The following is a 20,497-nucleotide window of genomic DNA, read 5'->3' as shown; positions in this document are numbered from 1 at the left end:
GAACTGGCTCCTGTGCGTCACTCGTGTTCTTGACCCAGTGTCCCCGCAGCAGCGCCGGGTACCAGAATGACCTTGCGGCAATTGTCCTGTTTCTGGTCGAACATCTTGTAGCCCAAGGCCGCTTCCTCCAGGGCGAGTCGGTGAGTGACGATCAGCTCAGGTTCCAGCCGTCCCGCCTCGATGTGTTCAAGCAGTTCGGGGAGGTATTTCTGGACGTGGGTCTGTCCCATCTTGAAGGTTAGGCCTTTATCGAAAGCATCACCGAACATGAATGCGTGAATGAAGCCTGCGTACACGCCCGGCACACTGACCACACCACCGCGCCGAACAGCGGCGATACTCTGGCGCAGCGCTTTCCCGCTGCTGCCTTCGATCTTCAATGCGGTCATGACCGCCTCGGCGGTGCTGCCCTTAGCTTCGAAGCCTACCGCGTCGATGACGGCGTCCACGCCTCGCATTCCGGGCGTTTGGCGGATAATCGAGTCCGCCGGGTCGTCGTCGTTCTCAAAGTTGATCGGAATCACATCGTAGGCGTCGCGAGCGTAGGCCAGCCGGTGGTCGTTATCGTCCACCATGAAGATGGTGTGTGCGCCCAGCATCTTCGCGCAGGCCGCACTGAGTAACCCGACCGGCCCGGCGCCGTAGATGGCCACCGATGATCCCTGGCCGATTTCAGCATTGGTCACGGCTTGCCAGGCGGTAGGCAGAATGTCGGAGAGAAACAACACTTTGTCATCCGGCAGCGCCGTGGGAACCTTGAAGGGGCCGACATTGCCTTTAGGCACCCTGACATAGTCGGCTTGGCCTCCGGGAATTCCGCCATACAAATGGCTGTAACCGAACAAGGCTGCGCCCGGTGGAATGCCTTTCTTGTTGATGATCGAGCCGCGCCCGGTGTTGGTCGTTTCGCAGGCGGCGAACAGATCATGCTGACAGAAAAAGCAACTGCCACAGGCAATGACGAAGGGAATGACCACGCGGTCGCCCACTTTCAGGTTGGTGACTTCCCGACCAACATCCTCGACGATACCCATGAATTCGTGACCGAAGATATCGCCGGCTTCGGTTTCAGGAATCTTGCCGCGATAGAGATGGAGATCAGAACCACAGATAGCGGTAGCGGTGACCCGAAGAATAATGTCATCGGGATCCTGGAGGATGGGATCGGCAACGGTATCCACTCGGACATCGTGGGCGCCGTGGTAAGTCAGTGCTCTCATCGTGTCAGCTCCTGCAGCCGGATTGATCGGGTTATGCAGGGAGGATAGCTGACGATGCAAAGTTCAGATCAAACGCTTCAACGGCAGAATCAATGCATACTTCGTCTCGTCCCTTTGGTGCTAATGATCCCAAACAGGGGCATTACGGGGATCGTTGAGTTGACTTAACCTTGAGAAATTTGCAGGGAATCTAATTATGGATCGCGGAGGTCCTGGTACTCCAGGCACCCCTGATGCGCCCGCATCATCAAATCATGAACAAGCGTTTCCGACGACTGCTTCAGAGCGCTTGCAACTAGCGCTCGATGCTGGCGCTATCATCGGCACATGGGTGTGGGACATCCCGGAAAACCGAGTGACCGCTGATGAGCGTTTTTCACGATCATTTGGGCTGTCAGCGCAGAGGTGCTTGGCAGGCATTCCGATCGAGGAAGCATTCTCGTCCATTCACCCAGGTGACCGTGATCGCGTCTCCGCCGACATCCAGAAGGCCATGAAGCGGGGTGGTGCATACCGTTGCGAATACCGGGTGCGCCAGTACGATGGCAGTTTCAGGTGGATTGAGGCCAATGGACGAGCTGAGCTCAACGAAGAGGGGCGGGCTGTTCGCTTCCCTGGGGTTCTCATGGACATTGAGTCACGCCGATCGGCCGAGGCTGAGCGTGACAGGGTGTCAGCTTTGCTTCGGACTTTCACAGCTGCGGTGCCAGGTGTTGTCTACGCCAAAGACTTGAAGGGGCGGCTGCTCGTTGCAAATGATGGTGCCACCCAACTAATCGGCAAACCGCCAGAGTTCTATTTAGGCAAAACTGACCTGGAGGTTCTGGAAGACAAGGCTCAGGCTCGCCAGATAATGGAAACCGATCAGCGCATCATGCATGACGGGAAGGCTGTACAGATCGAAGAGCGTGTCGACATGCCTGATGGCACAGCTACCTACTGGCTGTCGATCAAGGCACCTTTTTGCGATGAAGCGGGCGAGGTCATGGGACTCATTGGCTCATCCATTGACGTAACTGCGCGAAGAACCGCCGAAACCAAACTCATAGAGCTCAACCGCACCCTGGAGGCGAGGATCGAAGAAGCTGTGGCTGAGCGAGAGGCAGCCCAAGCGGCGCTCCGGCAATCGCAGAAAATGGAGGCGGTCGGGCAACTGACCGGGGGTATCGCCCACGACTTCAACAACTTGCTGGCTGGCATCACCGGAAGCCTGGATTTAATCAAGCTTCGGTTGAAGCAGGGGCGTGTCGCCGATGTTGAACGCTATCTGACTGTGGCTCACGGGGCAGCCCAAAGGGCTGCATCCCTGACTCATCGACTCCTAGCGTTCTCTCGTCGCCAGACCTTGATGCCTGTTCACACCGATGTGAACACCCTGATCAGCGATATGGAGGAGCTGATTAGCCGGACTGTAGGGCCAACAATACAACTCAAGTTGGAGCTGAATGCGTCATCGAGCACGTGCCTCGTCGATCCGGCTCAGGTCGAGAATTCACTCCTGAACCTATGCATCAATGCTCGTGATGCCTTGGAAGGCGGAGGTTGCATCTCCATCAAGACGTACAACGAAGAGCTGGCGCAGGGAGCAGAGCTGGATCCAGAGTTGGTACCCGGGACGTACTTCACTATCTGTGTTTCCGACGACGGTGTAGGCATGAGTCCTGAGACGCTTGCTCGAGCATTTGAACCGTTCTTCACGACGAAACCTGTCGGGGCAGGCACCGGACTTGGCCTGTCCATGATCTATGGCTTCGCCAAACAATCAGGAGGGCAAGTCAGGATCAACTCGGAGGAGGGGGTTGGTGCCCGGGTTTACCTTCAACTACCCACTCACAAAGTCGAGATCGAGGTTGTAACTCGGTGCGAGCCGCTGGCTGAATCGGCAGTGGCTTCGTCAGGCGAGACGGTACTGGTCGTAGATGACGAGCCCTCCGTGCGCATGTTTGTGAGCGAGGCCTTGGGTAGTTGCGGGTACATTGTGATTGAGGCGGCTGACAGCCTTGCCGGGCTCCAGTTACTCCGCTCAGATACCCGCATCGATGTGCTTGTGACAGACATTGGCCTCCCTGGAGGAATCGACGGCAGACAGATGGCCGATACCGGACGTTGCAGCAGGCCTGGTCTTCCGGTCTTGTTCATGACTGGGTACGCGCAACCGCATGTGCTGGACAACGCCCAATTAGAGCCAGACACAGCGGTTCTGACCAAACCCTTCGCACTTGAGGCGCTGGCGCTGAGCATCAATAACCTGCTCCGAAAGTGCCGCGGTGACGCCGAAGTGAATCGCTAACGTCAATCGTCACCTCGGTCAGATATAAGGAGCCTTCTGATGAAGGCTCTTAGTGGAGCGGGGCGGAGCGACTATTCCGTTCGGTTAGCCTTTACTTCGAAGTGAAAGCGAGACGCTCCGTCCATACCCAGCTGCAACTGCTGCCTTTCTAGTTTTTCCTGCGTCGTGAACTGGCAATTGTTAAACCTGCGATGATTCCAAGCGCAGCAGCGCCGATTAACAGCGGCGTTTTATCCTTTGGTTTCCTCCACCCTCCGTCGATACTTCTTCTGTCACTTGGAGGCGCAAACAGGTTGCCAGATGATTTTTCGGCTGTGGGGCTGCGATTCATCCCCCATCGCGTCACCCACCCAGACAACAAAGACAATCCTGGTACTAGGTAGCTGGCCAAGTGCGCGAGGCGAGCAGCAGTGCCGACCGTTGTATGAGCGCGAGGCGAGATAGCACAGGCCACCATTGCCTTGGCTACCCGTTCGGGGTCATAGATGGGGCCTGGCGGTGTCAACGCATGTCCAGAGTAGTTGCCCCCGTCTCGAAATCCGGGTGTGTCCATGACTGCTGGATAGATGTCGCACACATGGATGTCTGGAAACTGAGTCAGCTCTCCTCGCAGCGCCTCGGTCAATCCACGCAAGCCGAACTTGCTCGCCGAATAAGCCGCTGCATAGGGCTGGGCTACCCAGCTGCCCAGCGACAGGGTGTTAATCAGAATGCCGCTACCTTGTGCTTTGAAGAAGGGAAGGGCAACGTGGGCACCTCGCAGGTATCCGATCAGATCGGTCTGGATGACCTGTTCGTGAGCTTCCAGTGGGGTATCCTCGAAGTTTCCGACCGCCCCAACTCCGGCGTTGTTGACCCAGATATCGATCCGTCCATAGCCAAATTCTGAGGCCTGCGCGGCCAGCGCTTGAACCTGATCGCTGTGCGTGACGTCGGTCGTGATCGCTATGGCATCCGTACCACAATCGGTGCATTCATCCAGGACGTCGAATAACGCTTCTTCATCGCGGGCCGCGAGCACCAAGCGTGCACCTTTACAGGCAAAGGCGTGTGCGGCGGCGCGGCCTATGCCGCTGGATGCCCCTGTGATAACCACGACTTTGCCCCGCAGCGGCCCACTCACGGGATATCGACTGCGGGGCGCCTCTTGCTCTGTGCCAGTGCTAGGGTGATCAAGCGGGGCGATGAGTTCGTCGGCCTCGACTAGAGAGAGCTCAAGGGCGGTGCCATCGATCAAGGTCAAGGTCAGCCCTTCGACCGTACCTGCCTCTTTGTTTGGATACACGGGTTCACCTTCAGCATCCAGGCTGTCGTAGATGAAGCGTGTTCCTTCGAGCCATCCCACGGCGGTGAGAAGCTCGGGGCCTAGATAATACTTTCCGTCTTGAAAGAACCCTGGAAACTGATGCGCTCGCTCCACGTTTTCCACACGGTAGCGTTCGCCTGATTTCATACCTGTCGCTTGATCGACCATCATGCAAACCTCTTGAGGTTGGGTCTGGAATATCAGCCTTTGCTGTGCTCGTCGGAAGTCGGCCCGGTGCCCCGTTTAATGCCTCGCGGGCCAGCAATTCCCCATATGCCCAGACCAACAAGTGGTAGTGCCACGATCAGGAGGGCCCAGGCCGCTTTGACGACATCCGTTTTGTCGCTGCGGAACACGCTGACGATGGCCCACAGGTCGATGAGTAGTAGAATTGCCGCGACGGCAATCCAGAAGTAACTGGCGAGACCGTTCATGACCCTTCCTCCTCTACACGTAGTCAGGGCCTAGGGTGCCTGGGGCAGCACCTGGCACGAGGATGACCTTGCGGCAGTTGTCCTCTTTCTGATCGAACATCTTGTAGCCCATGGCTGCCTCCTCTAAGGCAAGGCGGTGGGTGACGATCAGCTCGGGCTGGAGGCGTCCGGCTTCTATATGTTCGAGCAGTTCGGGAAGGTACTTTTGGACATGGGTCTGACCCATCTTGAAGGTCAGACCTTTATCGAAGGCGTCACCGAACATGAAGCCGTGAATGAATCCCGCATAGACACCGGGCACGCTGACAACCCCGCCACGACGGACTGCAGCAATGCTCTGGCGCAGCGCCTTACCACTGCTGCCTTCGATCTTCAGCGCCGTCATCACGGTTTCCGTGGTGCTGCCTTTGGCTTCAAATCCGACCGCATCAATGACCGCGTCTACGCCACGCATGCCGGGTGTCTGACGAATGATGCTGTCGGCAGGATCGTCATCGTTTTCGAAGTTGATGGGGATGACGCCATAGGCTTCCTGGGCGTAGACCAGCCGGTAGTCGTTGTCATCCACCATGAAGATGGTCTGAGCGCCGAGCATCCGTGCGCAGGCGGCGCTCAGTAGACCCACTGGCCCCGCGCCGTAGATCGCTACCGATGAACCCTGGCCGATTTCGGCATTGATGACGGCTTGCCAAGCGGTGGGAAGGATGTCGGAGAGAAACAGCACTTTGTCGTCGGCGAGGGTGGTGGGCACTTTGAACGGCCCGACGTTACCTTTGGGTACTCTGACATAGTCGGCTTGGCCTCCAGGGATGCCGCCATACAGATGGCTGTACCCGAACAACGCTGCGCCTGGTGGAATGCCTTTTTTGTTGATGATCGATCCGCGCCCGGTGTTTGTGGTCTCGCAGGCGGCGAATAGATCGTGTTGACAGAAAAAGCAGCTTCCGCAAGCGATCACGAAGGGAATCACCACCCGGTCGCCTATTTGTAGATTGGTGACGGCGCTTCCGGTGTCCTCGACGACCCCCATGAACTCATGACCGAAAATATCACCCGCTTCGGTTTCTGGAATTTTGCCTCGATAGAGGTGCAAGTCGGAGCCGCATATCGCCGTGGCGGTGACCCTTAGGATGATGTCGTCAGCTTCCTCGATGATGGGATCAGGGACGTTATCGACCCTGACGTCGTTTGCTCCGTGGTAGGTCAGTGCTCTCATGGATGCCGGCTCCTGCAGTCGCATATTTCCGTGATGGGTATGCAGGGGAAGCCATGTGCATTAACAAAGTTCAGACAAACTGATTAACTGGTTAACTTAGGCGCTAACTGTTGGGGTACAGTTATTTTTTATTTATTTCTAAAACTTAGCTTGAACCTTTTCCATTTTTCCTTTCGTCCTGAAAAATCGTGGTGCGTTAGCACGTATTGATTGCAGCTTGCTCCCACTCATAGAAGGCGCGCACTTATTAGAGCGCTTGATCAGCCGCGAGGAGAACAAACATGTTTATTCACAATAAGCGCTTGCAATTGACCGGGGGCAGGAAGAAGCTGGCCGCTACTCGTCCTCATATCAGACCATGGATTCTGGACCAGCGAGCAAGGGCTGAGGTACGTATTTTTCAGAGCCTTCGGTTGTTGTGAGCCTGGGATTGCATCCTTACGTATGCTTTTGGTCGGTGGATGGGTGAACGTGGCTGAAGCATTACGCTGACAAGTTTACGAAAAGACGTGCAGATATGATTTAACATAATATGCATTATGCGTAGTTTCGTATGGGGCTACCGGGGCCGGGGGTGGGCACATTCGAAGCCAGGCCCCTGATCTCGATCACTGTACTGCAGATCGAGCTTGGACCTCAGCGATGTAACACAGCACGAACGGATCTTGCGAGCCGCGCTCATTTTAGTAACCAACCACGTTGTCCAGCGTCCACCGCAGCAACCTCATCAGCACTGGATCAGAACATTTCAAGCTGTCCGACTCATACTGATACCGGCTGTTGTTGAATACATCGCGATACCGCTCGAATGAGTGTTCCTGGCAGGCTCTCACGAATCGCTGCAGGAATCGCGTGAAACAGCATCAGCAGATCGTGCGCGTCACGCTTTTGTTTGGGTGGAATCTTGCCGATTGATTGCAGGTGCTGGTGAGCCGGTTTTGAGTGCTTCGACGTAGAGCTTATAGGTTTCGCCGGACGCTCCTTGGTGTTGATCTGGCACAGCAATAAAGCTTTTCAGCAGGACCCACACCGATCGCTGCATTGACCATGGCGACATGCAGGAGGTTTTGGGCGTCTAGAAGTTCAGCGGCCTTGGGGTAGTTTTGGGCGCTTTCAAGCATCCAGCCTGGAAAGTGAGTCATTGAATGGTGCTCCTGGATTGTGACTGCCGCCGAAGCTCACCAGATAAGCTACCCTGCCTTATTAATATGCCCCCAAGGAATAACTACGCTAAATGACTATTTAGCGTAGTTATAATTAAACCCAACCGCTATCAACACCAGCCTACCCGGCCAACAGTTCGCCAACGCGGACGCCCAATGCCTTCAGGGTGAAGGGCTTGGTCAGTACATGTTTGCCCACCTTCAAGTCGTCGTCCTGCAAGTAGCCGGTGATGAACAATGTCTTCAACGAACCGTTGATGGTGGTCGCTTGTTCAGCCAGCTGCCACCCATCCATACCGCCCGGCAAGCCCACGTCGCTGAGCAGCAGGTCGATGCTCGCACCTGAGCGCAAAAGCGCTAAAGCGGCCACTCCGTCGGCTGCCTCGTGTATCTGGTAGCCAAGGTCCTCAAGCGTTTCCGACACGATCATGCGCATGATCGTGTCGTCTTCAACCAGCAATATCGTCTTGCCCCGTTGTAGCTCCCGCGAAGATTCGCTGCCATCGATCACTTCCGGCTCGGGCACCACGCCGAGATGTCGAGGTAGATACAGGTCAACTGAGGTGCCTTCGCCAACGGTTGAGCGGATTTTCACCTGGCCGCCCGACTGCTGGGCGAAGCCGTAGATCATCGAAAGGCCAAGGCCTGTACCCTGCCCTGCGGGTTTGGTGGTGAAAAATGGCTCAAAGACGTGAGCGAGCACGTGGGGCGGCATGCCAATACCGTTGTCGGTCACCTGCAAATGAACATACTGCCCAGGCTCAATTTCAAGGTGCTGGGCCTCTGGCTCGGCTAGCTTTAGGTTGCTGCCCACAAGCTGTATCCGGCCGCCCTTTGGCATGGCGTCACGCGCGTTGTTGCACAGGTTCAACAAGGTATTTTCGAGCTGGCTGGCATTGACAAAGGCTGGCCACAGGGCCTTGTCGCACAAGGTTTCGACCTGAATACCGGGCCCTGCCGTACGCCGAACCATTTCACTCATTTCTTCCAGCAGCGCGTTCAGGTTTACTGCCCGGGGCTCAAGGGTTTGCCGGCGAGAAAACGCCAGCATGCGGTGGGTCAAGGTTGCCGCGCGGCTGGCGGAATTGCGCGCTGCGTTGATGTGCCGCTCCACTTCTGCCATGCGCCCCTGCTGGATGCGCTGGTTGAGCAGTTCCAGGGAGCCACTGATGCTGCCGAGCAGATTGTTGAAGTCATGGGCAAGGCCGCCAGTCAACTGGCCGACTGCTTCCATTTTTTGTGACTGACGCAGTTTTTCCTCAACTGCCATCAGCTCGGCAGTGCGCTGAGCCACCCTCTGTTCCAGCGTCTCGTTGAGTTCGCGCAGCGCCTCTTCGGCCAGCGTACGCTCCAGTAGGTCGGCAGCCGTGCGCGCGAGGATGTCGAGCAGGCGCAATACCCGCTGCGAAGGGTCATGCGGCCGGGTCCAATGGGTAGACATCATCCCTAGCAATTGGCCGCTGCGTGACAATAATGGCGTTGTCTGGGCAGCGCGAATGCCGGCGCTGCGGAAGGCAAGCAGCTCTTCGGTCCCGGCGATTTCATCCCACAGCTCAAAGTCCGCAATGATTGCCCGCTTACCACGTCTGAGTGCCAGTCCGCAGCTGCTCAGCGCGTTGTAATTCACCCACTGCCAGAACTGAACGGCATCCGGTGGCAGGCCACGCGAGCACAACAGTTGCAGCTTGCCGCCGTGCCCAGAGCCATGATCGGGCGGGCACAGCACCTGCATCGTGGCAAACTGCGAGCCCGTGATACTCGCTGCAGCATCAACGATCTTGCCATAGAGCGCCTGACGGTCGTGTTCGCCGAGCAGTGCGACGCTGATGCTGTGCAACAGGTCGATATCGGACAACTCGGCGTCCTGGGGGGTGTGTTGAGTGAGGGGCGTCATGTCGGTTCCTTCAACATGGTCAGGTGCATATTAAGCCCTACCACCTCAAGCCAGGCCACCAAAACGTTTGTAGAAGCTTTCGTTCACGTCCGGCAACGGCCCGTCAGCCGTTTCCAATGCGTTATTGAGCCATGCTTCGGCCGGGGCAAACACCATGCGGTAGAGGTTGCGACATAACTGCCGCGCTGCCCGGCCTTCCCAATCACCCGGCAGCAGCTCGTCCGGCAGCTGCGGATCACGCAGCAGCAGCCGGCGGTACTCATGAATCAGCAGGGTTCGGGCCAGGAAACAGTCCTCTGGGTTGAGCTCCGTGTGTTCTTTCAATGCCTGCCACAGTGGCCGAAACAGCTGAATAAACTCGCTGTACTGCTGCCCCAAGTCGTCAATCCGCCAGCTTTCCCGCACTTGGGCGCGCAGCGCCTTGGAAGCCAAGACCTCCTGAGTATGGGTCTCGAACACGATACTGTCGTCGCCCGCCTCCAGCTCACGCAGGGTTGCGGTCAAGTCGGCGCGGTCCGCGCGCGGGCAGCCGAGGACGTTAGGTGCCATGGCACCGAATCCCTGCCATTCCAGTTCTTCGCGCACGGCTTTGCGTTTGCTGGCGTCGAGCTGCGACAGCAAGACCAGGGTCCAGGCACCATCCCAGGCTGGTTGGCTGGTGCTGTAGACACGTTTGAAGGCTTTCTCGAAGCGTCGCCGGCCAGTGCCGGTGAGGCTGTAATAGCTGCGCCGGCCGACTTTTTCGGCGCTGAGCCAGCCTTCTTTGGTCAGACGGAAGATCGAGGTGCGGATCAGCCGCTCGTTGATGCCGATCGGTTCCAGCAGGTTGATCAGGCTGCCGAGCCAGACCGTGCCGCCGTGGGGCTCGATGGCATCGCCGTAGAGGGTGATGATCAGCGAACTGGCGCGGATCGGCGTCTGCTCCTGGAAGCGGGTGATCAGGTGATTCAGCGGGACGAGGTTGCTCATGGAGGAACTGTGCGCGGGGAAAGCACCGACTATACCTGTGCCGCGTCCCGCCTGACCATTACGCTTTGCAGGGAGACTCATGCGCCCTCCTCGGCTTTTGGCCTGAAGCCGCCGTCACTCATGCGCTGGCGCTCGGCCTCAGGCTCGGCCAATGGGGGGCACTCGACCAGGCTGGCCATGCAGCGCTGGCTCAGGCGTTGGTATTCGGCGGTGCCACGCTGTTTCCAGCTCAGCTCCTGATCGGTCAGCTGGCGTTTGGCCTGGGCGGGAGAACCGAGCACCAGGCTTTGTTCAGCGCATTCGAAACCTGCCTTGACGAAGGCCGTGGCGCCGACGATGCAACGTGGCGCGATGTGGGCGCCGTCCATGACCACCGCATTCATCCCGATCAGAGCATCCGCCCCAACGCGGCAGCCATGCAGTACCGCGCCATGGCCGACATGGCCGTTGCGCTCGATCACCGTGTCGCCTCCTGGGAAACCATGCATCACGCAGGTGTCCTGCAGATTGGCGCCCTCTTGCAGGACAATGCGGCCGAAGTCGCCGCGCAGTGAAGCCAAAGGCCCGACGTAGCAGTGCGGACCGATGATGACATCACCGATCAGCACCGCGCTCGGGTGGACATAGGCCGTAGGGTCGACGACTGGCGTCAAGCCTTCGAGGCGGTAGCAAGGCATATTATCTCTCCTTAATTTGTTTTAATTTCGAAGCGATCTTGTATCGTTAACGTACGAGCGGTCAATCGCTATTAAAGCCTTATCTCCGAAGGATTAAGGAGCATTTACACGGCTGACAATCGAATAACAAGATACGTAATTCACATTTCTGTGTTGTAAAACCGTATCGCATAGTGGTTATATGGGGCCACCTGGGTGTGCTCCAGCATCGCCCCTGCAAACAATTCCAATAAATGCCGGCCATCCGATGCGCCGTGCAAGCAGCCTGAGGATCCCGACATGCCGCGTTTTCTCGATGTGCAGGCGACTGACTACGGCGTTCGCCTGGTCACCCTGCAACGCCCAGAAGCCCTCAATGCTCTGTGCACCGAGCTGTTGGCAGAGCTGGCCGCCGAACTCGCTGCCGCCGAAAACGACGAGCAGACCCGTGCCGTGGTCATATCCGGCAGCCGCAAGGCGTTCGCTGCCGGTGCCGACATCCGCGAAATGGCCGAGCGTGATCTGGTCGGCATCCTCAACGACCCGCGCGTTGCCCACTGGCAGCGCATCGCCGCCTTCCCTAAACCCCTGATCGCCGCGGTGAACGGCTACGCCCTGGGCGGTGGATGTGAGCTGGTGATGTGCGCCGACATTGTCATCGCCGGTAACGATGCGCGCTTCGGCCAGCCGGAAATCAACCTGGGCATCATCCCTGGTGCCGGTGGCACCCAGCGTTTGTTGCGCGCCGTCGGCAAGCCGTTGGCGATGCAGATGGTGCTGACCGGCGTGGCAATCGATGCCAGGCATGCGCTGCAGGCCGGGTTGGTCAGCGAAATCACCCAGCCCGAACTGACCGTCGAGCGCGCGCTTCAGGTGGCCCGCAGCATTGCCGCCAAGGCGCCGCTGGCGGTACGCCTGGCCAAGGAGGCGCTGCTTAAGGCCGGGGACACCGACCTTGCCAGCGGCCTGCGTTTTGAGCGCCACGCCTTCACCTTGCTGGCCGGCACCGCCGACCGTGACGAAGGCATCCGCGCCTTCCAGGAAAAACGCCCGGCCCAGTTCAAAGGCCGTTGACCAGCCCTTCCCATCCCCTGACGGAGCGAGCCTTCCATGACGTACGAGCACATCCTGTTTTCCATCGAGGGCGGTGTTGCCCAGCTCATCCTCAACCGGCCCGAGCAGCTCAACAGCTTCAATACGCAGATGCACCTGGAGGTACGCGAAGCACTCAAACAGGTGCGCCAGAGCAGTGATGCGCGAGTCCTGCTGCTGACGGGCGAAGGCCGTGGCTTCTGCGCGGGCCAGGACCTGTCCGACCGCAATGTCGCACCCGGTGCGGCGATGCCTGATCTAGGCGAGTCCATCGACAAGTTCTACAACCCGTTGGTGCGCACCCTGCGCGACCTGCCGTTACCCGTCATCTGCGCCGTGAATGGCGTAGCGGCGGGCGCCGGGGCGAACATACCCCTGGCCTGCGACCTCGTGCTGGCGGCACGTTCGGCCAGTTTCATCCAGGCCTTCTGCAAAATTGGCTTGGTGCCGGACTCAGGTGGCACCTGGCAGCTACCGCGCCTGGTCGGCATGGCCCGGGCCAAGGCGCTGGCAATGCTTGGCGAGCGCCTGAGTGCCGAGCAGGCCCAGCAGTGGGGCCTGATTCACCGGGTGGTCGATGATGCCGAGCTGCGTGACGAGGCCCTCGCCCTCGCCCGCCACCTGGCCACCCAGCCGACCTACGGCCTGGCGTTGATCAAGCGCAGCCTCAACGCCAGCTTCGATAATGGTTTCGATCAGCAGTTGGAGCTTGAGCGTGATCTGCAGCGCCTCGCCGGGCGCAGCGAAGACTATCGCGAAGGCGTTAGCGCCTTCATGGACAAACGCGTACCTGAATTCAAGGGGCGCTGAGCATGAGCGCACTCGACAATAACGCACTGGTGGCAGTCATCGGTGCCGGTGCCATGGGGGCCGGCATTGCCCAGGTGGCCGCCCAGGCTGGCCACCGGGTGAAACTCTACGACAACCGCCCTGGTGTCGCAGCACAGGCTGTGGCAGGCATCGATCGCCAGCTCGGGCGCCTGGTGGAAAAAGGCAAGCTGCAGCCGGAGGCCCGCGAGGCCATCGTTGCGCGGCTGCAGCCGGAAGAAACGATCGAAGCCCTGGCCGACGCCCGGCTGGTGATCGAGGCTATCGTCGAAAACCTTCAGGTCAAACAAGACCTGCTGCGCCAGCTTGAGGCGCTGTGCGCAGACGACTGCATCCTGGCCAGCAATACCTCGTCCTTGTCGATCACCAGCCTGGCGGCTGGCCTTGCCCGGCCTGAGAATGTGATCGGCATGCACTTCTTCAACCCGGCGCCGCTGATGGCGCTGGTTGAAATCGTTTCGGGCCTTGCGACCAAGCCAGCCGTTGCTGCAAGCCTCTATGAAACGGCGAAGGCCTGGGGCAAAAAGCCGGTCCATACCCGTTCAACACCCGGTTTCATCGTCAACCGGGTGGCGCGGCCATTCTATGCCGAAAGCCTGCGCCTGCTGCAAGAAGGTGCGGGGGATTGCGCGACGCTCGATGCATTGTTGCGAGATGCTGGTGGTTTTCGCATGGGCGCATTCGAACTCACCGACCTGATCGGCCATGACGTCAACTACGCCGTGACCTGTTCGGTCTTCGATGCCTTTTATGGTGATTTCCGCTTCCAGCCTTCGTTGGTGCAGAAAGAGCTGGTCGATGCCGGCCGCCTAGGGCGCAAAAGCGGCCAGGGCTTCTATAGCTACGCCGAAGGCGCCGAGCGCCCGCAAGCGACCGAACTGCACAGTCCGCTGACAATTGAGCACTGCTTGATTGAGGGCGATCTTGGCCCGCTGCAGGGTCTGGTCGAGCGTTTGCGCGACAGCGGGGCCGCCCTTACTGAGCGTGCAGGCAGGAGCCTGATTCAGGTCGGTGACGCCACACTCGCGCTGTCTGACGGTCGCCTGGCCAGCCAGCGTGCACGTGAAGAAGGCTTGCGCAACCTGGTGCTGATCGACCTGGCCTTGGACTACCGCACGGCCACGCGCGTTGCCATCAGTTGGTCTGCCGACACGGCTGTCGCTGCGCGCGACCAGGTGGTTGCGCTGCTGCAGCGCGCAGGCATCAAGGTGGCGCCGGTCGCCGATCTGCCCGGGCTGGTGGTGCTGCGTACAGTGGCCATGCTCGCCAATGAAGCGGCTGACGCGGTGCTGCAAGGCGTTGGCAGCGCTGCCGACATCGACCTGGCCATGTGTGCCGGGGTCAATTACCCACGTGGGCCGCTGGCCTGGGCTGAGCAGATCGGCCTGGGTTACACGCTGCGCGTGCTGGAAAACCTGCAATCGAGTTACGGCGAAAGCCGCTACCGCCCTTCCCTGCTGCTGCGCCGCAGCCACGCTCAAGGAGCCCGCCTGCATGACTGACCTGCAACGCACCCCGGACGAACTGGCCCAGGCCTGCGCCGATGCGATGTTCTCCCGCGACCAGGCCAGCCAGGCCTTGGGTATCCGCCTGCTGGGGGCCAGCGCCGGTCAGGCGCGGCTGAGCATGCCGGTCCGCGCCGACATGATCCAGGGCCATGGCACCTGCCACGGCGGTTTCCTGTTCGCCCTCGCCGATTCGGCCTTCGCCTTTGCCTGTAACAGCTACGACGAAGCCACTGTCGCGCTGGGCTGCAGCATCGATTATGTCGCCCCAGCCCTGCGCGACGATGTGCTTACGGTGACCGCAACCGAACTGAGCCGTAAGGGCCGCACCGGCCTGTACGACGTGCGCATTGAAAACCAGCACGGCGAGCTGATCGCCCTCTTCCACGGCAAATCCTACAAAGTGCGCGGCACGGTGATCGCGCAGGAGACCGCAAATGACTGAACACACGCCCCTCGATGCGCTGATCATCGATGCCGTGCGCACGCCGATTGGCCGCTACGGCGGCGCGCTCAGCAGCGTGCGCGCCGACGATCTGGCCGCTGTGCCGATCAAGGCGCTGATCGCACGCCACCCACAACTGGACTGGAACGCCATCGATGATGTGATTCTCGGTTGCGCCAACCAGGCCGGCGAGGACAATCGCAACGTGGCGCGCATGGCCGCGCTGCTGGCCGGTTTGCCGATCAGCGTGCCGGGCACCACGATCAACCGCCTGTGCGGCTCGGGCATGGACGCCATCGGCAATGCCGCCCGCGCCTTGCGCTGTGGCGAGGCCGGGCTGATGCTGGCCGGCGGGGTCGAATCGATGTCGCGTGCGCCTTTCGTCATGGGCAAGTCGGAACAGGCATTCGGCCGCAGCGCCGAGTTGTTCGACACGACCATTGGTTGGCGTTTCGTCAATAAGCGGATGCAGGCCGAGTATGGCATCGACTCGATGCCGGAGACGGCGGAAAACGTCGCTGAACAGTTCTCCATTTCCCGTGCCGACCAGGACGCCTTCGCCCTGCGCAGCCAGCACAAGGCCGCTGCCGCCCAGGCCCGTGGTCGCCTGGCGCGGGAAATCGTGCCGGTCGAGATCACCCAGCGCAAAGGCCCGGCCATTTGCGTCGAGCACGATGAACACCCACGCGCCGACACCACACTGGAACAGCTGGCCAAACTCGGCACACCGTTCCGCCAGGGCGGCAGCGTCACGGCAGGCAATGCGTCAGGGGTGAACGACGGCGCCTGTGCACTGCTGCTGGCCAGCAGCGCAGCAGCTCGCCGGCATGGCCTCAAGGCACGTGGACGAATTGTCGGCATGGCCGTGGCCGGTGTCGAGCCGCGCATCATGGGTATCGGCCCGGTACCGGCGACGCACAAGGTGCTGGAACTGACCGGCCTGTCGCTGGCCGACATGGACGTCATCGAGCTCAACGAGGCATTCGCCGCTCAGGGCCTGGCCGTACTGCGCGAGCTGGGCCTGGCAGACGACGATGCGCGTGTGAACCGCAACGGCGGCGCCATCGCTCTGGGCCACCCGCTGGGCATGAGCGGCGCACGCCTGGTCACCACCGCCCTGCACGAACTGGAAGAAACCGCCGGACGCTACGCCCTGTGCACCATGTGCATCGGCGTCGGCCAAGGCATCGCCATGGTCATCGAACGTCTCTGACCAATGGCTTGTTACTGAACGCGACGCCGCCGGTTATGCTGCGTCCATGACACTCACGGCCCCTTTCTGACCAGGAAGCGCCGGTCTACAAGAACAATTCGAGTGAAGCCATGAACATGTACCATGATGCCGATCATGCCCTGCTGGACCCGATGGAAACCGCCAGTGTCGACGCCCTGCGTCAGCACCAGTTGGAACGTTTGCGCTGGAGCCTGCAACACGCGTACGACAACGTGCCGCTGTACCGCAAACGCTTCGACGAATGCGGCGCCCACCCCGATGACCTGAAAACGCTCGACGACCTGGCGAAGTTCCCCTTCACGGGCAAGAACGACCTGCGCGACAACTACCCCTACGGCATGTTCGCCGTGCCTCAGCAGGAGGTGGTGCGCCTGCACGCTTCCAGCGGCACCACCGGCAAACCCACCGTGGTCGGCTACACCCAGACCGACATCGACACCTGGGCCAACGTGGTCGCCCGCTCGATCCGCGCCGCCGGCGGGCGTAAGGGCGACAAGGTGCATGTTTCCTACGGCTACGGCCTGTTCACGGGTGGGCTAGGCGCGCACTACGGCGCAGAACGCCTTGGTTGCACCGTGATCCCCATGTCCGGTGGCCAGACCGAGAAGCAGGTGCAGCTGATCCGCGACTTCCAGCCCGACATCATCATGGTCACGCCGTCCTACATGCTCAACCTGGCCGACGAGATCGAACGCCAGGGCATCGACCCCCACGACCTGAAACTGCGCCTCGGCATTTTCGGCGCCGAGCCCTGGACCGACGAGCTGCGCCGCTCCATCGAGCAGCGCCTGGGTATCGATGCGCTGGATATCTATGGCCTGTCCGAGATCATGGGGCCAGGTGTGGCCATGGAGTGTATCGAGACCAAGGATGGCCCGACCATCTGGGAAGATCACTTCTACCCCGAAATCATCGATCCGGTGACCGGCGCTGTGTTACCTGACGGGCAACTCGGCGAACTGGTGTTCACGTCGCTCAGCAAGGAGGCGTTGCCGATGGTGCGCTACCGTACCCGCGACCTGACCCGCTTGCTGCCGGGCACGGCGCGGCCGATGCGGCGCATCGGCAAGATCACTGGGCGCAGCGACGACATGCTGATCATTCGCGGGGTCAACGTGTTCCCGACGCAGATTGAGGAGCAGGTGCTTAAAATAAAACATCTTTCCGAGCTATACGAGATACATTTGTATCGCGATGGTAATTTGGACAGTGTCGAAGTACATGTGGAGCTGCGTGCCGACTGCCAGGGCATGGATGAAGGGCACCGCAAGCTGCTTACCGGTGAATTGACCAAGCAGATCAAGACCTACATCGGCATCAGTACCCAGGTGCGGTTGCAACCTTGCGGGACGCTGAAGCGCTCTGAAGGCAAGGCTTGTCACGTTTTTGATAAGCGCCTGGCCAGCTGATACAACAGCTGTCCATTATTGCCCCGGCTTCGGCTGGGGCTTTTTTTTGTGTTGTGGCTGATGGCCTCTTCGCGGGACAAGCCCGCTCCTACAGGTCATGCAGGGAGCCCTGTGGGAGCGGGCTTGCCCGCGAAGAGGTCGGCATGTGATACACAAATCTTATTTGATACCAACAAAACTGTTTGACGTTATGTTTTGTATCACTTACAAATGACTCATGCCTCAGCAGGAGTCGGAACATGTACGCACAGCTAGTGGAAACCGGAGTCAAGCGCGTCAAGTCGCTGGAGGAGATGTCGCCAGAAGAGCGCAACTTCCAGGAAAAGATCGACGCCGAGATCAAGATCGAAGCCAAGAACTGGATGCCCGAGGCCTACCGCCAGACCCTGATCCGGCAGATCTCCCAGCACGCTCATTCGGAGATCGTCGGCATGCTGCCCGAAGGCAACTGGGTCACTCGCGCCCCCAGCCTCAAGCGCAAGCTGCAGCTGATGGCCAAGATCCAGGACGAAGCCGGCCACGGCCTGTACCTGTACAGCGCCATGGAAACCCTCGGCGCCGACCGCGATGAAGAAATCGCCAAGCTGCACAGCGGCAAGGCCAAGTATTCGAGCATCTTCAACTACCCGACATTGAGCTGGGCCGATATGGGCGCCGTGGGCTGGCTGGTGGATGGCGCCGCCATCGTCAACCAAGTGGTGCTGCAGCGCACCTCGTACGGCCCCTACTCCCGCGCGATGGTGCGCATCTGCAAGGAAGAAAGCTTCCACCAGCGCCAGGGCTACGAGCTGCTGCTGACCATGATGCGCCAGGGCACCCAGGCGCAGAAGGACATGGTCCAGGACGCTATCAACCGCCTGTGGTGGCCGGCCTTGATGATGTTCGGGCCCAGCGATGAACACTCCCCCAACAGCGCCCAGTCAATGGCCTGGAAGATCAAGCGTCAGACCAACGACGAGCTGCGTCAGCGCTTCATCGACCAGACCGTGCCCCAGCTCGAACTGCTCGGCTGCAGCGCGCCCGACCCTGACCTGAAATGGAACGAAGCCCGTGGCCACTACGACTTCGGCGAAATCCAGTGGGATGAGTTCTATGAAGTCATCAAGGGCAACGGCCCGTGCAACCAGGAACGCGTCGCCACCCGGCGCAAGGCCATCGAGGATGGCGCCTGGGTGCGCGAAGCGGCCGTGGCCTATGCACGCAAGCAACAGAACAAGAACGCCGCCTGAGCGGCGATTGATGCGGAGATCTGAAATGTCTGTCTGGACCCTCTTCGAGGTATTCGTGCGCAGCAAGCACGGCCTGAACCACAAGCATGTCGGCAGCGTGCATGCCGCCGACGCCGCCATGGCGATCGAAAATGCACGCGAGTTGTACACCCGGCGCAGCGAAGGGGTCAGCCTGTGGGTGGTACCCTCGGCGCTGATTACCGCCTCCTCGCCTGACGAAAAAGACCCGCTGTTCGCGCCGTCGGACGACAAGGTCTATCGCCACGCCAGCTTCTACGAACTGCCCGACGAAGTCGGGCACATGTGAGGTTGGCCATGCACAAGCACGATCTCATCCCTTACCTGCTGTTGCTCGGCGACAGTGCCCTGGTCCAGGGCCAGCGCCTGTGCGAATGGTGCGGCCACGCACCGGCTCTGGAAGAAGAGCTGGCCTTGATGAACGTCGGCCTCGACCTGGTGGGCCAGGCGCGCAACTGGTTGGAGTACGCCGCCGAGCTGCTGGACGACGGCCGCGATGCCGATGCCCTGGCCTTTCGCCGTGATGAACGGGCCTATCGCAACCTGTTGCTGGTCGAGCAGCCCAATGGCGACTTCGCTGTGACCATGGCCAAGCAATTCCTTTATGACGCCTGGCACCATGCCGTGCTCCAGCGCCTTGCCGACTCTAACGACGCGCGCATCGCCGGTATCGCTGCCAAGGCGTTGAAGGAAGTCACCTACCACTTGCGCCGCTCATCCGAATGGGTGCAGCGCCTCGGCGGCGGTACTGACGAGAGCCGTCGACGCATGCTGGAAGCGATCCCGGCGCTGTGGCGCTTTACCGTAGAACTCACGGCGGGCAGCGATCACGAGGTGCACATGGCCGAAGCTGGCATCGCTGCCGACCCTGTGCAGGTTGGTGCCGATTGGCTCAGGCAGGTCAGCACCACCTTCGCCACTGTGTCGCTGCCGCTGCCCAAGGCCGCTAGCCATTTCTACCTCAGTGGCCGCAAAGGGCTGCACACCGAGCACCTCGGCTTGCTTCTGGCCGAAATGCAGTTCCTGCCAAGGGCCTACCCCGATGCAACCTGGTGAGTTGATCGTCGGCGATCGCGGCGCCCGGGCGCAGCACGGCGATGACCTGGCGCGAGCCTGGGACGTGCTGGGCCAGGTCATGGACCCCGAAGTGCCGGTGGTCAGCGTCGTCGACTTAGGCATTGTCCGCGACCTGGACTGGCGTGCCGGCCACCTGCACCTGGTGGTCACGCCCACCTACTCCGGATGCCCGGCCACCGAGGTGATCGAGGGGGATATCCGTCAGGCGCTGGAGCGGGCCGGTTTTCCCGCGCCCGAACTCGAACGCCGATTGACCCCGGCCTGGAGCACCGACTGGATCAGCGCGCTGGGCCGTGAACGCTTGCATGCCTACGGCATCGCCCCGCCCAGCGGCAGCACCAGCAAACGCAGCTTGCTCGGTGAGGCGCCCGAGGTGTGCTGCCCGCAATGCGGCAGCCAGCACACCGAACTGCTCAGCCAGTTCGGTTCTACGGCCTGCAAGGCGCTGTACCGCTGCCGCGCGTGCCTGGAGCCGTTCGACTATTTCAAATGCATTTGAGCCGTGGAGACCA

The 20,497-nt window shown here is 60.3% G+C and carries 18 protein-coding genes; 11 read left to right on the top strand and 7 right to left on the bottom strand.

The features are described 5' to 3' along the window. Positions 1-17: 17 nt before the first annotated feature. Positions 18-1,220, bottom strand: a complete 1,203-nt coding sequence (locus ACIQUF_RS04075) for a zinc-dependent alcohol dehydrogenase (RefSeq protein ID WP_403128707.1) — start codon at positions 1,218-1,220, stop codon at positions 18-20. A gap of 196 nt (positions 1,221-1,416) precedes the next feature. Between ACIQUF_RS04075 and ACIQUF_RS04070 the strand changes: the two genes are divergently transcribed. Beyond that, positions 1,417-3,510 (top strand): PAS domain-containing protein, encoded by a 2,094-nt coding sequence (locus ACIQUF_RS04070; RefSeq protein ID WP_403128705.1) that lies wholly within the window; start codon positions 1,417-1,419, stop codon positions 3,508-3,510. Between the two features lie 148 nt (positions 3,511-3,658). Here ACIQUF_RS04070 and ACIQUF_RS04065 read toward each other — a convergent pair whose 3' ends face one another. The 6 genes from ACIQUF_RS04065 to paaY form a co-directional block, all read right to left on the bottom strand. Beyond that, entirely contained in the window at positions 3,659-4,984 is a 1,326-nt protein-coding gene (locus tag ACIQUF_RS04065) for an SDR family oxidoreductase (protein ID WP_403128895.1), read from the bottom strand. Between the two features lie 32 nt (positions 4,985-5,016). Beyond that, positions 5,017-5,250, bottom strand: coding sequence for a PLD nuclease N-terminal domain-containing protein (locus ACIQUF_RS04060; protein WP_403128703.1), 234 nt, complete (start codon positions 5,248-5,250; stop codon positions 5,017-5,019). A 13-nt stretch (positions 5,251-5,263) separates the two neighbouring features. Continuing rightward, positions 5,264-6,466, bottom strand: a complete 1,203-nt coding sequence (locus tag ACIQUF_RS04055) for a zinc-dependent alcohol dehydrogenase (protein ID WP_403128701.1) — start codon at positions 6,464-6,466, stop codon at positions 5,264-5,266. Between the two features lie 1,284 nt (positions 6,467-7,750). Beyond that, the gene (locus ACIQUF_RS04050; protein ID WP_403128699.1) at positions 7,751-9,466 is read right to left on the bottom strand and encodes an ATP-binding protein; all 1,716 of its coding nucleotides are present in this window, start codon (positions 9,464-9,466) and stop codon (positions 7,751-7,753) included. A 102-nt stretch (positions 9,467-9,568) separates the two neighbouring features. Continuing rightward, on the bottom strand, positions 9,569-10,492 hold the full coding sequence (paaX, locus tag ACIQUF_RS04045; protein WP_403128698.1) for a phenylacetic acid degradation operon negative regulatory protein PaaX: 924 nt from the start codon (positions 10,490-10,492) through the stop codon (positions 9,569-9,571). A gap of 77 nt (positions 10,493-10,569) precedes the next feature. Then, positions 10,570-11,169, bottom strand: coding sequence for a phenylacetic acid degradation protein PaaY (gene paaY, locus ACIQUF_RS04040; protein WP_403128696.1), 600 nt, complete (start codon positions 11,167-11,169; stop codon positions 10,570-10,572). Between the two features lie 279 nt (positions 11,170-11,448). On the opposite strand from paaY, the gene paaF reads away from it, so the two are divergent. The 10 genes from paaF (at position 11,449) to paaD (ending at position 20,484) form a co-directional block, all read left to right on the top strand. Then, positions 11,449-12,222, top strand: a complete 774-nt coding sequence (paaF, locus tag ACIQUF_RS04035) for a 2,3-dehydroadipyl-CoA hydratase PaaF (RefSeq protein ID WP_403128695.1) — start codon at positions 11,449-11,451, stop codon at positions 12,220-12,222. Between the two features lie 36 nt (positions 12,223-12,258). After that, entirely contained in the window at positions 12,259-13,050 is a 792-nt protein-coding gene (paaG, locus tag ACIQUF_RS04030) for a 2-(1,2-epoxy-1,2-dihydrophenyl)acetyl-CoA isomerase PaaG (RefSeq protein WP_403128693.1), read from the top strand. Between the two features lie 2 nt (positions 13,051-13,052). Further along, on the top strand, positions 13,053-14,570 hold the full coding sequence (paaH, locus tag ACIQUF_RS04025; RefSeq protein ID WP_403128691.1) for a 3-hydroxyacyl-CoA dehydrogenase PaaH: 1,518 nt from the start codon (positions 13,053-13,055) through the stop codon (positions 14,568-14,570). Beyond that, positions 14,563-15,018 (top strand): hydroxyphenylacetyl-CoA thioesterase PaaI, encoded by a 456-nt coding sequence (gene paaI, locus ACIQUF_RS04020; RefSeq protein ID WP_403128689.1) that lies wholly within the window; start codon positions 14,563-14,565, stop codon positions 15,016-15,018. Before paaH ends, paaI begins: the two co-directional genes overlap by 8 nt. Continuing rightward, positions 15,011-16,231, top strand: coding sequence for a 3-oxoadipyl-CoA thiolase (pcaF, locus tag ACIQUF_RS04015; protein WP_403128687.1), 1,221 nt, complete (start codon positions 15,011-15,013; stop codon positions 16,229-16,231). Before paaI ends, pcaF begins: the two co-directional genes overlap by 8 nt. 110 nt (positions 16,232-16,341) lie before the next feature. Next, entirely contained in the window at positions 16,342-17,661 is a 1,320-nt protein-coding gene (gene paaK, locus ACIQUF_RS04010; RefSeq protein ID WP_403128686.1) for a phenylacetate--CoA ligase PaaK, read from the top strand. 239 nt (positions 17,662-17,900) lie between these two features. Next, complete coding sequence (gene paaA, locus ACIQUF_RS04005; RefSeq protein WP_400800888.1) at positions 17,901-18,890, top strand: 1,2-phenylacetyl-CoA epoxidase subunit PaaA; 990 nt, start codon at positions 17,901-17,903, stop codon at positions 18,888-18,890. 25 nt (positions 18,891-18,915) lie between these two features. Next, positions 18,916-19,197: a 1,2-phenylacetyl-CoA epoxidase subunit PaaB gene (paaB, locus tag ACIQUF_RS04000; protein WP_400800885.1), complete on the top strand. Its 282-nt coding sequence runs from the start codon at positions 18,916-18,918 to the stop codon at positions 19,195-19,197. A gap of 8 nt (positions 19,198-19,205) precedes the next feature. After that, positions 19,206-19,964, top strand: coding sequence for a 1,2-phenylacetyl-CoA epoxidase subunit PaaC (gene paaC, locus ACIQUF_RS03995; RefSeq protein ID WP_403128684.1), 759 nt, complete (start codon positions 19,206-19,208; stop codon positions 19,962-19,964). Continuing rightward, positions 19,951-20,484 (top strand): 1,2-phenylacetyl-CoA epoxidase subunit PaaD, encoded by a 534-nt coding sequence (gene paaD / locus ACIQUF_RS03990; protein ID WP_403128683.1) that lies wholly within the window; start codon positions 19,951-19,953, stop codon positions 20,482-20,484. Before paaC ends, paaD begins: the two co-directional genes overlap by 14 nt. The last annotated feature ends 13 nt before the right edge of the window (positions 20,485-20,497 follow it).

This window comes from Pseudomonas sp. NPDC090233 (assembly GCF_044772285.1).
Classification (GTDB): domain Bacteria; phylum Pseudomonadota; class Gammaproteobacteria; order Pseudomonadales; family Pseudomonadaceae; genus Aquipseudomonas.
Note: the sequence above shows the minus strand (reverse complement) of the source record. Positions and strands in the feature narration are given on the sequence as shown.

Coding starts and splice junctions, on each gene's coding strand:
- ACIQUF_RS04075 (WP_403128707.1), bottom strand. CDS start 1,220: ATGAGAGCACTGACTTACCACGGCGCCCACGATGTCCGAGTGGATACC.
- ACIQUF_RS04070 (WP_403128705.1), top strand. CDS start 1,417: ATGGATCGCGGAGGTCCTGGTACTCCAGGCACCCCTGATGCGCCCGCA.
- ACIQUF_RS04065 (WP_403128895.1), bottom strand. CDS start 4,984: ATGGTCGATCAAGCGACAGGTATGAAATCAGGCGAACGCTACCGTGTG.
- ACIQUF_RS04060 (WP_403128703.1), bottom strand. CDS start 5,250: ATGAACGGTCTCGCCAGTTACTTCTGGATTGCCGTCGCGGCAATTCTA.
- ACIQUF_RS04055 (WP_403128701.1), bottom strand. CDS start 6,466: ATGAGAGCACTGACCTACCACGGAGCAAACGACGTCAGGGTCGATAAC.
- paaX (WP_403128698.1), bottom strand. CDS start 10,492: ATGAGCAACCTCGTCCCGCTGAATCACCTGATCACCCGCTTCCAGGAG.
- paaY (WP_403128696.1), bottom strand. CDS start 11,169: ATGCCTTGCTACCGCCTCGAAGGCTTGACGCCAGTCGTCGACCCTACG.
- paaF (WP_403128695.1), top strand. CDS start 11,449: ATGCCGCGTTTTCTCGATGTGCAGGCGACTGACTACGGCGTTCGCCTG.
- paaG (WP_403128693.1), top strand. CDS start 12,259: ATGACGTACGAGCACATCCTGTTTTCCATCGAGGGCGGTGTTGCCCAG.
- paaH (WP_403128691.1), top strand. CDS start 13,053: ATGAGCGCACTCGACAATAACGCACTGGTGGCAGTCATCGGTGCCGGT.
- paaI (WP_403128689.1), top strand. CDS start 14,563: ATGACTGACCTGCAACGCACCCCGGACGAACTGGCCCAGGCCTGCGCC.
- pcaF (WP_403128687.1), top strand. CDS start 15,011: ATGACTGAACACACGCCCCTCGATGCGCTGATCATCGATGCCGTGCGC.
- paaK (WP_403128686.1), top strand. CDS start 16,342: ATGAACATGTACCATGATGCCGATCATGCCCTGCTGGACCCGATGGAA.
- paaA (WP_400800888.1), top strand. CDS start 17,901: ATGTACGCACAGCTAGTGGAAACCGGAGTCAAGCGCGTCAAGTCGCTG.
- paaB (WP_400800885.1), top strand. CDS start 18,916: ATGTCTGTCTGGACCCTCTTCGAGGTATTCGTGCGCAGCAAGCACGGC.
- paaC (WP_403128684.1), top strand. CDS start 19,206: ATGCACAAGCACGATCTCATCCCTTACCTGCTGTTGCTCGGCGACAGT.
- paaD (WP_403128683.1), top strand. CDS start 19,951: ATGCAACCTGGTGAGTTGATCGTCGGCGATCGCGGCGCCCGGGCGCAG.